This window comes from Brooklawnia cerclae (assembly GCF_011758645.1).
Taxonomy (GTDB): Bacteria; Actinomycetota; Actinomycetes; order Propionibacteriales; family Propionibacteriaceae; genus Brooklawnia; species Brooklawnia cerclae.
This window is the reverse complement of the sequence record NZ_JAAMOZ010000001.1, coordinates 2,093,272-2,105,258: the sequence shown is the minus strand read 5'-3', so window position 1 is coordinate 2,105,258 and position 11,987 is coordinate 2,093,272. Positions and strand designations below refer to the sequence as shown.

The following is an 11,987-nucleotide window of genomic DNA, read 5'->3' as shown; positions in this document are numbered from 1 at the left end:
GCGCTCCTGCCTGCCCATCGCGGGCGGGTTGGATTGAGGTTGCGTGCAGCGACAGGTGACCCGATTTGAACGGGCGTCTCCCTCGATGAGGGCGGCATCTGACCAGGCTGGCCCACACCTGTCACCGCACGACGCTTGTGGTCGATCGGTTCCGCGCCGATCACCGCGTCCGGCCTGCACCGTCGGCTGTGCGTACCGGCTCGTTGCTGCCGCGAGGGATCAGCTCGCTCCGACGTGGGTGGACCGCCCGCGAGTCGAACGCGGATGACGCCAGCCTCTCGGCCAGCCGAATGCCCATGCGGCCCGTGTGCCGCAGCCTCCCGGCACTGCTCGCCGTGGCCAGCGGTGAGTCAGTGCCGGGGTGCTGCGCGCTATGACGCCCGATCCACGCTTGACCGTGGCGGCGTGTTTGTGCCCGGCGCGATCGTCGCCAGGCCGCTATTGTGGGTAGCTTTTGCCTCCGCCGCTGAACCTCGTTTGCCCCAAGGGCGGCGGGGGGCGTGAGAAAAGCCGGTCCCGTGGGTTCCACAGTTCCGGCTAGACGCCGATAGCGTAGCACACCCTGGTGCGACAGGCGTGTCAAGCACCCTTGCGTGTCGCGGCGAGGTAGTCGGCCATGGCGTAGATGGCGACCGTCCGGCCCTCGACCTCGACGCGTCCGGACGGCACCAGCCCGGCGCGGTCGATGCGCTTGCGGACGGTCTTGGGCTTGGCGCCTGTGACCGCCGCGATCTCGCTGATGGTCAGCACCTTGTCGGCTGCCCATGCGGTGATGCGCCCGGCGCGGTCGGCCTCCAGCTGCTCGGTGTCGTACCACGCGTCGCACGAGCATCGCCAGTAGCGCAGGCCGTGGGGGATGAGCACCGGGGAGCCGCATTCGCAGGGTCCCCAGTCGGTGCGCTCTGCGGCGTTGTCGATCAGGCGGAGGGCCTGGTCGTGGACGCCGACGATGTCGTGGACGATGTCGGGTCCGGCGGGGCTGAGGGGCACCGAGGCGGCGGTGGCGAGCAGCCAGCGGGACATGCCGACGGTGGACGGGTCGCCGTCGTAGGTTTTCCCGATGGGCTCCAGGAGGGCCAAAATGGCCCCTGTGAGGCTCGCATGAAGCTGGGCTAGCACTTGTGCCGCCCTGGGGTTATCAGGCCGTCCTGAGGCCAGAATTGAGGCTGTGCGGCGACGTATGGCCTCGGCGGCCGGTACGTCCTGCGCGTCGGCGGGCCAGCGCCACCAGTGCGGCTCGGCGTCCAGCAGGTGCGGCGAGTCCCGGCGGACCGTCCGCGGCGGGGCCGCGATCGTCACTCTCGCGCGTCTCTGGGCCGCGACCTCCAGGTCCTCGACCAGGGCGGGCACGTCACCCAGGCAGCGCTCCAGGTCGTCGGCGCACCTGGGGCAGCAGAACGCGTCCCCGGCGAAACGTCCGCACGCACACACCGTCCCCGAGTCCAGGACCGGCACGTCGGCCCGCCCGAAGTAGTGCAGGTCCTGGTAGTCCCACGGCTCACGCCTGCGGTCGCTCACCCCTGCCTCCCGTCCTCGATGGCCATCCGCACGATCGTCTGCTCGTCGGCATCCGGGTGCAGCCGCGCCAGCCGGGCCACGCGCAGGCTGTGCGGGATCAGCCACGCCGCCTGCATTGTCGCGATCTGCACCATGGCCTCGTCGACCCCGGCACGGATCGCGGCGGCAGCGTAGGCGGCCAGCTGGTCCTGCGCCTTGTGGAGCATCACGACGTAGACGTGCGCACCCGCCTTGCTCGTCGTCGTATCCACCGGACCCATCGGCCCGGACCCCCTGTCGGTCTGCGCGACCAGCAGGCCCGCGCGCTCGTCGTCGTCGAGCAGGGACACCCGCTGGTCCCAGTAGGCGACCTCCGCCGCCTTCGTCTGCACCAGCTCCAGCAGGGCCTCGGGAGCCGTCACATCCAGGCGGCCACCGAACGCGGTCACGTCACGCTCGGCACGGATGAGCGCGGCCCTCTGGCGCTGCATCGGAGTCGAGCCCCCGTGGAGTTTGCACGAGCCGATCCCTACATGGTCGGTGCCCCATCCGGCCGGTCTCGCGCAGGTCCCGTCGCCCTGCCGCTTTCTGGCCCCGCAGACACGACGCTGGGGCTCGTCTCCGCCTGTCACGATGCTCTGGCCCATCTCGTCTCCTGTCATCACGCCTCCTCGGGCACGAAAAAGGCCCGCGCGATGGCGGGCCTGTGGGTGTGGTTGCTGCTGCGTGCTGTCATCCGGCGATCTCCCTCGGCGTGTGCAGCATCTCGGCAAGCTCTGCGCGTCGGTCCACTGTCGGCGCAGTCTCGACTGCCCTGAGCGGCAGCGCGTCGGCGTCCACCGTCGTGGTGCTCTCGCGGATCTCCTCGCTGAAGCGGACGAGGTCCCGCACGATGGCCCCGTCGACGAGTGCCGCGACCCGCTGGTTGCGCCACCTGCACCAGCCGGGCCAGTCCACGTCCGGATCTCTGGGGTAGGCGCCCTCGATCTCGTTGACCGCCGCCCTGACGTGGGGGCTGGCTGCCTTGCGCATCCGGGTGAGCATCGACCGGATGTCGGCGACGGCGACGAAAGGCTGACGCTTGGCGACCTCGCAGGCGGCCCGCTTGGCCAGCGGCAGCGGGATGTCTCCGAGCGCGTCGAGCCATGCCGCGCCGACCATGGTGTTGGCCTTCTGCCCGGGGCAGAGCGCGGACACGTATGCGATGAGGGTGACGATGTCGTCCGGGGTCATTGGGGCGTCCTTTCGCTGGCGTGGGCGACGGCGTTGGCGTGCATGGCCGCCCAGCCGTCGGCATCGAGTCCGCCGACGAGTTGGGCTGGTCTGTCGTGGCGTTGCGGCAGGGGCGGGTCTTCCCAGCCGTTGCGTTCGAGCCACGTCGACGGGTGCGGGATGTACTGCTCGGGCGGCAGGTTGGGATCTGCGGCGAGGGACTGGGCGCCGGCGATGACGGCATCGGCGGGGGCGCGCCTGGTGGCGGCGGCGAACTTGGCCCGGGCTTTCTGCTTGCCGACCTTGCGGGGGTAGGCGGTCCAGAAGTCGTCGAATCGGCCGGGATCGAGCAAGCGCTCAACCTCGGGTTGAGCAAGAGTCTTTTTACCCTGTTCCTCTGTTCCCCTGTTCCCCTGTTCCCCTGTTCCAGGCGCGAGGGTCTCGCGAGGGCTCGCGACACTCTCGCGAATCTCTGACTCGCCATAATCGAAAGTGCCGTCTGGCCTGGGCAAACGCCCCTTGCTGGCTTTGTCGATGCGCTGCACCTCTTCCCAGAAGGAGATGAACAGCAGGTCGTCGTCTCCAGCTTGGTAACGCCACAGCAGACCGGCCTTCCGAAGCTCGGAAATTGCTTCGGACACCCTCGCGACAGTCTCGCGAGGGCTCGCGAGCATGTCGCGAGGAAACACCTCTCCGACGATCAGTGCCACGTCGTCGCGGCCCACCCCGTTGTCGTCCACGTAAGACTCAAGACCCTTGAGTACGAGCCTCGCGTCCCAGCTCACCGAGCCAATCCGCCTCGACCGCCAGAACTCCGGCTTGGTTGATCTGATGCGCATTCAATCCTCCTCTTCCACACGCCCGTACCCGCCCTGCTCCCACACCCGGTCGCCCGCCTCCTGGAGCCGTTCCGCGAGCCGTACGAGGTGCCCCACGCCTCTGCTGTGCCCGGCCACCCGGACGATGGCTGCCGCTGCCCACAGGTCGCCTGGCTCGATGGCGAGGATGGCGGGGCGGGGGGCTCTGGTGGCGGTCACTCGTCCCAGCTCCGGTACCACCCCGGGAATTTGACGGCGCAGTCGGGGCAGAGGTCGCCCCACTTCGGCGCGATGTACCATCCGCGCTTGCGCATCTCGTCCGGTCTCGGAAGCCCGCCTTGTTCCCACGCCAAGTCCTCGCTCCCACGGCCGCAGCGGTCGCAGTACCATGTCCACACGAGCCTGCGGGTAGGCGAACGCGTCATGATTCCTCCTCGTTGGCAATGGAAAGCAGGACATCGGCGTGGCAGGGCGCTCGATTGCCGTGTCCGTCTTCGAGCGCGCACCAGCACATGAGGTCTTTGCCGTGCAACTCGCGGCGAATGTCGTCATAGACGGTCGCGCCGTCCTCACCGATAGGCGCACGGCGCAAGAAGTCGCGGAACAGCTCGACGGCATCAACAGCGGTTGTCGCGCCGGTCACCCGGTACGGATTCCCCCACTTACTCCCGCGCCCCACATAGACGGCGCCCTCGGGGGCGCGCCAGCCTTTCGTGCGCTTTCGCTGGATGCGTTGCGGGCTCATGCTTCCTCCCACGGCTCGATGGTGAGCACGACGCGGTGCCATCCGGCGGCCAACTCCCGCATGGCCTCCCCGGCTCTCATATCCGGCCCGACGACGTAGCGGGAGCTGTCGTCCACCAGCACTCCCGCGTCGGTTAAACCGTCAACTAGCGCTTTGATCGTCGGATACGCGTTCGCGGGATCGAAGCGACCGCCGGTCTTGCTATGGATGGTCGCGGTGATGCGGACCCTGCCGTCGGCGGGCCTGATCCGCTGGGCCTTGGCCTGCGCCCAGGCGAGCTGGCGGAGCGTGGCCGTGCGGCGTGCCCGGGTGGCCCAGTGGATTCGCTGGTTGGACGACAGCCACCACGCGCGCGGTATGTCGAGGGTGAAGGTCTGGGTCACTGGTAAGTCCTTTCCCCGACGCGCAGTTTCCGTCGTCTCCCCTCGGACACGGCTTTGCACACGAGGCAGTCCCGCTCCCATCCGGAGCCGTGCCGCCCGCCGCGAGCCCGGAATCGCCAGCGGGTGGTGTCAGGTGTCCAGCGATGCCCGTTGGCGCAGCAGTCGGACTCGCGGCTCACTCGGTGGGGCTCAGGATCAGCTCGCCGCAGCGTCTCAGCGGTCTGGCTCATCTCCACCTCCTCTCGTCTCTCAGCCGGGCTCTCGCCCGCTCAAGATCGGTTTCCAGCTGTGCGACCTGCCACCCGGCGCACACGGTGCGGAGGCCTGCGAGCAGCTCGGCGCACCGCACGGGGTCGCCCACACCCTCTCCGCCCGCGCCACGCGCCTGCCACACGCTGACAGCGCAGATCCCCACCCATGCCCACTCGTCGGCGGCGTTCCGCGGCGCGTTCTCCGCTCTCGGGTCGAGCCGCGCGCACTCGGCGGCCAGGGCGAGCGCCTCAGACAGCGTGAGCTGCGAGTGCAGCCCGATCCTGGCGATGGCGGTCAGCCACACGGCGGCGTCGGGATGCCTGGACGCCTTGAGCACCCAGGCGCAGGCCTCCGGCATCGGCGGCAGCGTGAAGACCTGCCATCCTCCGCGCGGGAGATGCACGACTACGTCGAGGTCGTCCAGCCGTGGCGGCACGCCCATGTCGGCGAGCGCCCGGTGCCAGTCACGCCCCTTCCGGAGGACGGGCAGCGTGATCGCCACGGGCTCGCGGTCCCACCTCGGCGCGGCCTGTGCCGACTCGGCGCGCCAGGCGTCGATGGACAGCTCAGCGGCGACGATCCGGCGACGCTCGGCCATCCTGCTGGTGGGTCGGCGTCGGCGCGGTGCGGCGCGACCGCTCATCTCGTCCTCCTCGTCGAAAAGGCCCCCCGGATCACCGGAGGGGCCGCCTTGCCGTCTTTGCTGTCTCATGCCGCCCTCCGTTTCGGCCGCCCGGGCACGTCGGCCACCCGGAGACCGTGCGGCTCCAGCCATTCCGGAAAGTCCCACAGGTGGATCTCCGCGACCCCGGCGTCTGCGATCCGCTCGTCCCAGCGCCCGTCGTCGGACAGCCCCTTGAGGCTGATCTCCGGGCCGAAGGTCTCGACGAAGCGGGCCACCGACGTCCACAGGTAGGCCCACGGATTGCCGAGGAACGATCCGGCCGACACTGGCGATGAGCACCACGTCATGGCGTCGGCGACGGTGCAGCCGAACCGGATTCCCCGATCCCCACCTCCGCGCATCCCAACCGTGTAGCAGAACGCCAGCCCGGACAGCGCGGACATGTCGACACCTGCCAGCGGATCGGACTTGGCGGGGATGACCACCGCCTCCGGCTCCAGCGGGACCAGCGCGTCCTGTAAGCCGCCCATCACGCCGCCTCGCTCTCGGCCTGCCACACCGCGTGCAGGCATCCGTCCGCGCCGACCGTGCGCGGCAGTTCGGCGCGGTGCTCGATGTGCCACACCAGGGTGGTGGCGCCGACCGACAGGAGCCGCCTGCGCAGCCCGTCCATCCAGCGGGCGTAGCCGAGCCTGTGGGCGATACTGTCGGGCTCGTCGGTCCCGGCGAGCCATGCGGCGTCCTCCAGGAGGGCGTGCATGGAGGACGGCTTGACGGGTGCGTCGATGGTCGTGCCGCGACGCCACCGGCCGTAGTGGGTCTGGCACAGCTCGTGCGCCACGATCCTCCCGGTGCAGCCGTCGATGGTGCACTGGTCGAACATCTCCGGCCGGTGCGCCGAGCACAGGCCCGCACGGCCAGCGACGCGGTGACAGCCGGGCTGTGCGCACTCCGGCTTCGCGGGAGCGTCCGGGTTGACGGCGTGCGCCTTGCACAGGCCGTCCTTGCGCACCGGCTGTGTGCATCCGGCGATCGCACACCGCCGGCGGTGCTCGTGATCCCACCACTCGCGGTAATGCGTCCGGCACAGACCGTGCCCGTGCACGACGCCGCCGCATCCGTCCACCGAGCACTCCCTCACGGTGGCCTTCAGCTCAGCCATGTGCGCGGCCTGCTCGCCTGGGGTCCAGGTCATGCGGCCACCTCCCCCCGCTCCTGCCATACGGCGTGGCAGTTGCCCGCGTCGTCGGTGTAGATGGGCAGCGGGACCTGCCAGTAGATGGCCTGGGCGAGTGTGGTTGCCCCGAACCGGTTGAGGGTGCCGCGCAGGGACTCGAATGTCTGGTAGCCGAGCCGGTTGGCGACTCTGTCCGGATCGTCCGTGCCGCACAGCCAGGCCGCGTCTTCCAGGAGCTGTGCGGTGGTGTAGCGCTGGTCCCGGACCTTGTTCCAGTGGGTGTGGCAGAGGCCGCGGTTGAACGCGGCTCTTCCGCAGCCGCGCAGTGAGCATCTCATGACATGTCTCCGATCTCTTCGGGGGTTTTGCGCACGATGTCGGGGTAGTAGGCGGATTCCCAGTCGGCGCGCTTCTTGTGCGCTGCGCTGATTCCGCCGATGGGGGAAACTCGGAGCCATCGCCGATCCATGAGCCCGCCGAAACTCATGGCATAGGCAGGATGGATAGGCAGGTCGTGACGGTGCAGGAACGCGAACACATCGATTGCGGTCCAGCGCGCTATGGGACGGCAAGCATTCGGCCCGGCCTCGCCCCACCGCCTGACGACGAGGTCGCGGATATCCGATTCTTCGGCCCGTATTCCGGTGATATGCCGAGCCCCGAACTCGCCCTCCGGCTCGGAGAACTGGCCGCCGACATGGGAACCACTGCGCCTTTTCAAGGCTGACGCCTCGGCGGTCTGCCACCAGCGGATGCCGCCGTCCACGACGTATTCGTGATAGTCGACCGCGTCGCCGTATCGTGCCAAGAACGCGTCTCTGACCTGGAGGCATTCCGGAGATTCCCAGGCCCGCATACGCACATAGACCAGCGGTAACCTTACGCCGCTGGTTGCCACCAGAAATGCGACACATGTCGAGTCTTTCCCCCAAGACGTCGACGCGTAACATCCGCCCGCCGACGCGAAATCTCGTATCGTCTTACGGGCTCTTTCTTCGCGCCCGGCCCATGACGGCAAAGCCGAGAATGCCGCGTCGTAGCGTTCGAGCTTCTTCCACGCTGCGAGGTCTTGGGGCTTGAATCTTGGCGAGTCGATCAGTCCCACAATCCCTCCTCCGGTTGGTCTGGTGCTGGTTTGGTGAGCGGCACGCCCCGGTGCCAGGAGCCACGCCGGTCGTGGACGACGTGGCCGCCACGCTCCATGTCGAGGAGGGTGGCGGCCACGAGGCTGACCGGCAGGCCGAGTTCGGCGGCGATCACCGGCGCGACGGTGGTGCGGCGCCGGTCCCGGCGTGCGGGCAGCCAGTCCCATATCTGCTGGCGGACGGTCATGCCGCAGGGCTTTCGCAGGGCGCCCAGGTGGTGCGGTGCCAGTAGGGCGGGCGGACGGGCAGCATCTCCCCGCCCGGTGCGGGCAGGGGCCGTCTGCGCCATCCGTCCGTATCGTGGGACGGCTCGACGAGCCACTTGACCACCTGCCCGAACCCGTTGCGGTGGCGGGCGGAAATGTTGGTGGTCGCCGCCAGCAGCCGGTGCAGCTCGGCCTGGTCGGTGACCAGCGCGTCCCAGCGGATCGTTGTGGCGATCCGGGCCGACAGGGTCGTGTTGCGGGCCTTGGTCGGGCCGAGTCCGGCGTGATGCTTCGCGAGGTCGGTGAAGATGGCCATGGCGTCGGTGGCGGGCTTGCGGCGGACCTCGACGGCGGTCCACTTGAGGATGTGCTCGGTGCCCTTCGAGCAGCACCACCCCCATGTGCCCCCCATCTCCCACCGCCGGAACGGCATCGGGATGGGAGCAACGAAGTCGTCCCGGATCGGAGGCAGGGGGCGGCCCGACGCAGCCGCCAGAGCCGCCCACGTGTACGACAGCGGGCCGTCGAGAATGACGCCGCGCTCCAGGCCCACCACCGCGCTCGTGAGGAACGCGGTGATGGCCATCGGCTGGGCCTCGCTCATCTCGTGAGGTCCTCGACCAGCTGGAGGATGTCGTCACGCCGGTCGGCGATGTGGGCGGTCCACGCCGCCAGGTCGGCGCTGGTATCGGGCAGCCCGGCGATGGCAGCCCGGCCGTATCCCTGGGCGGTCTTGGCGCCGAGGAGCGCCTCGCCGCCGGGGGCCCACAGTGCGAGCGCGGCACCCAGGACCGTGCGGTGTGCGGCGGTGGCTCCGTGCTGGAGGGCGAGTTGTCCCGACAGCGACGCCCCGGCGATGAGCACCTGGGTGTCGAAGATCATCTGGGTGGTCTTCACGGTGGAGCCGAGCAGGGTGTCGGCCTGCTCCAGCAGGGTGGCGACGGGCGTGGATGCCACGTCGTGGCGGGTGCCGAACTCCTCGCCCCGCCATGCTGCGGCGGGCTTGGTGTCCGGCGCTCCAGGGATCCGCCACTGGTTTTCCCGGCACACCAGGATGGCGTCGGAGGCCCGCAGCGTCCCGGACACGATGTCGGAGTGCGCCGAGTACCCGAACAGGGCGAGCGCCGGGAAGACCTCCTCAACACGCCGGGCCATGCCGAGGTCGACCTCAGCGCCGGTGGAGGTGACTGACCCGCCGGTCCACAGCAGATCGACGCCGAGCTTCGACCACACGACCGCCGGCGGGCGCAGGTCGAGGGTGGACACGAGATGCCAGGCGATCCGGTCGCGCAGGGCGTGGCGGATGGAGGCGGCCGACAGGAACGGCACCTGGGCGACCGTCCCGTCGGGCTGGGCGACGTCCTGGGTGCGCAGAAGGGCGGTGTTTCCGGAGTTCCCGGCACCGTGGTGGAACGGCGACAGCAGTGTGGCGGTGTAGTTGATGGTCTCCTGCTGGGCAGGGATGATGGTGGTGGTCATCAGAAGATTGCCTCTTCGGTGTCGGTGGTCGGTTCGGGGTCGGGCTTGGGGGTTTTGCGGCTGGTGTTCTCGACTCTGGCCAGGGCGACGATGTAGACGAGGTTGCGGGCAACGTGGGCCTGCCACTGGCTGTAGTGGCCCTCGATGCGCCCGCCGAGCTTGGTGATGGTCTTGGATGCCTCCAGCGCGAGCTGGGGGATCTGGAGCTTGCGGGCGGCGATCGTGACAGCCTGGGGCCACGCCTCTCCACCGGCGGCTGCGGTCTCGATGGCGGTGGCTGCGCGTCCCTGCCAGAAGTCGAGGCGGGACACATCCTCGGTGAGGGAGTCGCGCAGGGCAAAGACCAGGTCGACGGTGATGTCGTCGAGGTCGTCAGCGGTCAGCAGGGTAAGTGGCTGTGTCATTGGTGATGTCCTTCGTGATCGTCCAGAGCGCGAGCTCCAGGAGTGGTGAGCCGAGCCACGGCAGCAGCCCGGCGTTGAGGTCCCGCCATGCGGCGAGCTGGTCGGGGGTCTTGACGTACTGGGGTTCCCCGGCCATGACGGCCTCGGCTGGGACGCCGAGTCTGCGCAGGCCGAGGGTGCAGGCGTGGACCTGGCGCCATTGGGCCGGGGTGGCGGTGACGCTGTGGTCCTCGACCCGCACCGTCCACTGTCCGCTGCCGTGGTTGACCGCAGCGAACGGCAGCACATGCTTCTGCCCGGACAGCGCCACAGAGACGAGCCAGTCCCCGGACGGCGGGTCGGCCAGTATGTCGATGACCGGCCGCGTGCTGGCCCGTGAGGTGAGGCACAGCCCGGGAGTGTCCTGGAGGAACGCCTTGGGCTGCGAGTCCGGGAGATCGGCTCCAGGTGAGGCGACGATCGTCCACATCCGAAGCGTGTTCGGCGGCTTGCCAGATGCGCACCACAGGCATGCCGGGCAGATGTCCGGGCTGTCGTGGCGCTGGAGATGCCCCTGGTCGGAGAAGTTCTTCCCGAGCGCCCGGTCCGCGTTCGCTGTGACCGGCGAGTCGTGGCCGCACATCGCGCACACGCCCGGGGAGTCCTTGAGGTGTGCGGCCGTCCCCGGTGCGGTGATCCGCGGTCGCCCGGCCAGATCCCAGACGAGCCGTGTGGACGAGGTCTCGGTCATGGCGTCACCCCGTCGACCAGGATCAGGCCGCACCCGTACGCCTTCTCCTTGCCGATACCGGCGCGGATCAGGCGGTCGAGGACGACCGGGTCATCCACGGTGGCGGTGCCGCTGAACGCCATCCTGGCCATGGTGATGACGTGGCCCGGCTTGACGGCCCGCACCGTGGGCAGTCGCTGGCAGGTGACGTCGAGCCCGGACAGTGCCCCATCGAGACGAGCAGCAACCCACTCGGGCCACTCACTCTCGGGAACCAGCCCGCGCGCCATCTTCACCCGGACGCGCTCGTCGTTGTACACCCACTTCGTCTTCGTCGGGTTGAGGAGCCCGGACACCCGGACTCTGGCCCCGGCCGGGAACGCGGTGCGGCGTGGCTCGCTGGCTGTGACGGTCGCCAGGCCGGTGAGCATGTCGGTGAGCATGCCCGGCGCCGGGGATTGCACGAGGATGGTGGCCCGGTCGGGCCACGCCCACAGTGCTCTGTCCCCGGACGTGTTCTTCGATGAGGTGGCGATGACGGTGTGCCATTCCCTGATCGGCACGCGCATGCCTTGTGGCGTGAGGGACAGTCTTGTCAGGACGATGCCGTCCACGCTTGTCTCCTTTCTCTGGTCGGCCACGAAAAAGGCCTCCCGGTTGAGGTCCGGGAGGCCTGTCATGGGTCCTGCGATGTAGGTGATCATGTGGTCGGCGGCTCACCCCTAGCGATGCTGGCGGCGAGGGTGATCGCTTCGTCCCATTGGTCGTGGCAGTGGTCGTTGCAGTCCTCGATGGCCGCCGCGATCGACTTCCGTAGTGCAGCGTCGTGGGCGGCCAGCCACCGGTCGTAGGCGTCCCCGCTCCATGCGCCGAGCCTCGTCGTGGACGCCCGGATCTCATCGTCGGTCGGCGTGTAGTAGCTCACGTAATCAGCCATCGTTCCTCCTTGGCTAGGCATTCCGGGCAGGTGTCGAACCGCTCGCACCGCCAGCCCTGCGCGCGGTAGATGCCGAGGTCCGGCTGCGTGGCGTAGATCTCGATCGGCTTGCAGGCGTCGAGCGGGCCGAGCATGTCGGCGATCTCCTCGACATGGACGCGCAGTTCGCGGACGGCGTCCGCCCATGGCTGGCTGGTCATCGGCTTTCTGCCCACGCCTTGTACTCGTCCCACGTCATGCCGTTGACGACCATCGACGTGGACGCCGATCGTGCCGCCGCGAGTGCTTCCGGATAGCTGGCGAACCGGTATTGCCAGCGCTGGTAGCGCTCCGGGCTGCCCCACCTCCCGGCGCGGGACAGCTCGCATTCGCCGGATCTCCTCACGCACCATCCGCCG

21 protein-coding genes and 1 tRNA gene are annotated in these 11,987 nt (G+C 69.2%); all 22 read right to left on the bottom strand.

Annotated features, from left to right (window positions below):
- Positions 1-50: 50 nt before the first annotated feature.
- Positions 51-122: transfer RNA gene (locus FB473_RS09775), tRNA-Asp, on the bottom strand.
- Positions 123-579: 457 nt separating this feature from the next.
- Positions 580-1,518 (bottom strand): hypothetical protein, encoded by a 939-nt coding sequence (locus FB473_RS09770; RefSeq protein ID WP_167166888.1) that lies wholly within the window; start codon positions 1,516-1,518, stop codon positions 580-582.
- The gene (locus FB473_RS09765) at positions 1,515-2,159 is read right to left on the bottom strand and encodes a hypothetical protein (protein ID WP_167166886.1); all 645 of its coding nucleotides are present in this window, start codon (positions 2,157-2,159) and stop codon (positions 1,515-1,517) included. The genes FB473_RS09770 and FB473_RS09765 overlap by 4 nt, the downstream gene beginning before the upstream one ends.
- A gap of 70 nt (positions 2,160-2,229) precedes the next feature.
- Entirely contained in the window at positions 2,230-2,730 is a 501-nt protein-coding gene (locus FB473_RS09760) for a hypothetical protein (RefSeq protein WP_167166884.1), read from the bottom strand.
- Positions 2,727-3,494, bottom strand: a complete 768-nt coding sequence (locus FB473_RS17680; RefSeq protein WP_208390512.1) for a hypothetical protein — start codon at positions 3,492-3,494, stop codon at positions 2,727-2,729. Before FB473_RS17680 ends, FB473_RS09760 begins: the two co-directional genes overlap by 4 nt.
- A gap of 54 nt (positions 3,495-3,548) precedes the next feature.
- Entirely contained in the window at positions 3,549-3,746 is a 198-nt protein-coding gene (locus FB473_RS09750) for a hypothetical protein (protein WP_167166882.1), read from the bottom strand.
- 202 nt (positions 3,747-3,948) lie between these two features.
- A complete protein-coding gene (locus FB473_RS09745) occupies positions 3,949-4,272 on the bottom strand; it encodes a DUF4326 domain-containing protein (protein WP_167166880.1) in 324 nt (107 codons plus the stop codon).
- Positions 4,269-4,655: a RusA family crossover junction endodeoxyribonuclease gene (locus FB473_RS09740; protein ID WP_167166878.1), complete on the bottom strand. Its 387-nt coding sequence runs from the start codon at positions 4,653-4,655 to the stop codon at positions 4,269-4,271. Before FB473_RS09740 ends, FB473_RS09745 begins: the two co-directional genes overlap by 4 nt.
- A gap of 226 nt (positions 4,656-4,881) precedes the next feature.
- Positions 4,882-5,550 carry a hypothetical protein gene (locus FB473_RS09735; protein ID WP_167166876.1) on the bottom strand — a complete coding sequence of 223 codons (669 nt, stop codon included), beginning with the start codon at positions 5,548-5,550 and terminating at the stop codon, positions 4,882-4,884.
- Between the two features lie 65 nt (positions 5,551-5,615).
- Positions 5,616-6,062 carry a hypothetical protein gene (locus FB473_RS09730; protein WP_167166874.1) on the bottom strand — a complete coding sequence of 149 codons (447 nt, stop codon included), beginning with the start codon at positions 6,060-6,062 and terminating at the stop codon, positions 5,616-5,618.
- Positions 6,062-6,727 (bottom strand): hypothetical protein, encoded by a 666-nt coding sequence (locus FB473_RS09725; protein ID WP_167166872.1) that lies wholly within the window; start codon positions 6,725-6,727, stop codon positions 6,062-6,064. The genes FB473_RS09730 and FB473_RS09725 overlap by 1 nt, the downstream gene beginning before the upstream one ends.
- Positions 6,724-7,047, bottom strand: coding sequence for a hypothetical protein (locus tag FB473_RS09720; RefSeq protein ID WP_167166870.1), 324 nt, complete (start codon positions 7,045-7,047; stop codon positions 6,724-6,726). The genes FB473_RS09725 and FB473_RS09720 overlap by 4 nt, the downstream gene beginning before the upstream one ends.
- Positions 7,044-7,814: a hypothetical protein gene (locus tag FB473_RS09715; protein ID WP_167166868.1), complete on the bottom strand. Its 771-nt coding sequence runs from the start codon at positions 7,812-7,814 to the stop codon at positions 7,044-7,046. Before FB473_RS09715 ends, FB473_RS09720 begins: the two co-directional genes overlap by 4 nt.
- Positions 7,805-8,041, bottom strand: a complete 237-nt coding sequence (locus FB473_RS09710; RefSeq protein ID WP_167166866.1) for a hypothetical protein — start codon at positions 8,039-8,041, stop codon at positions 7,805-7,807. The genes FB473_RS09715 and FB473_RS09710 overlap by 10 nt, the downstream gene beginning before the upstream one ends.
- Positions 8,038-8,664, bottom strand: a complete 627-nt coding sequence (locus FB473_RS09705) for a hypothetical protein (protein ID WP_167166865.1) — start codon at positions 8,662-8,664, stop codon at positions 8,038-8,040. The genes FB473_RS09710 and FB473_RS09705 overlap by 4 nt, the downstream gene beginning before the upstream one ends.
- Positions 8,661-9,539 carry a hypothetical protein gene (locus tag FB473_RS09700; RefSeq protein ID WP_167166863.1) on the bottom strand — a complete coding sequence of 293 codons (879 nt, stop codon included), beginning with the start codon at positions 9,537-9,539 and terminating at the stop codon, positions 8,661-8,663. Before FB473_RS09700 ends, FB473_RS09705 begins: the two co-directional genes overlap by 4 nt.
- Positions 9,539-9,943 carry a hypothetical protein gene (locus FB473_RS09695; protein ID WP_167166860.1) on the bottom strand — a complete coding sequence of 135 codons (405 nt, stop codon included), beginning with the start codon at positions 9,941-9,943 and terminating at the stop codon, positions 9,539-9,541. The genes FB473_RS09700 and FB473_RS09695 overlap by 1 nt, the downstream gene beginning before the upstream one ends.
- Positions 9,912-10,673, bottom strand: a complete 762-nt coding sequence (locus FB473_RS09690) for a hypothetical protein (protein ID WP_167166858.1) — start codon at positions 10,671-10,673, stop codon at positions 9,912-9,914. Before FB473_RS09690 ends, FB473_RS09695 begins: the two co-directional genes overlap by 32 nt.
- Positions 10,670-11,356, bottom strand: a complete 687-nt coding sequence (locus FB473_RS09685; protein WP_341770084.1) for a type I-E CRISPR-associated protein Cas6/Cse3/CasE — start codon at positions 11,354-11,356, stop codon at positions 10,670-10,672. The genes FB473_RS09690 and FB473_RS09685 overlap by 4 nt, the downstream gene beginning before the upstream one ends.
- The gene (locus FB473_RS09680; RefSeq protein WP_167166854.1) at positions 11,353-11,589 is read right to left on the bottom strand and encodes a hypothetical protein; all 237 of its coding nucleotides are present in this window, start codon (positions 11,587-11,589) and stop codon (positions 11,353-11,355) included. The genes FB473_RS09685 and FB473_RS09680 overlap by 4 nt, the downstream gene beginning before the upstream one ends.
- Positions 11,574-11,789 (bottom strand): hypothetical protein, encoded by a 216-nt coding sequence (locus tag FB473_RS09675; RefSeq protein WP_167166852.1) that lies wholly within the window; start codon positions 11,787-11,789, stop codon positions 11,574-11,576. Before FB473_RS09675 ends, FB473_RS09680 begins: the two co-directional genes overlap by 16 nt.
- On the bottom strand, positions 11,786-11,974 hold the full coding sequence (locus FB473_RS09670) for a hypothetical protein (protein ID WP_167166850.1): 189 nt from the start codon (positions 11,972-11,974) through the stop codon (positions 11,786-11,788). Before FB473_RS09670 ends, FB473_RS09675 begins: the two co-directional genes overlap by 4 nt.
- Positions 11,975-11,987 lie beyond the last annotated feature (13 nt).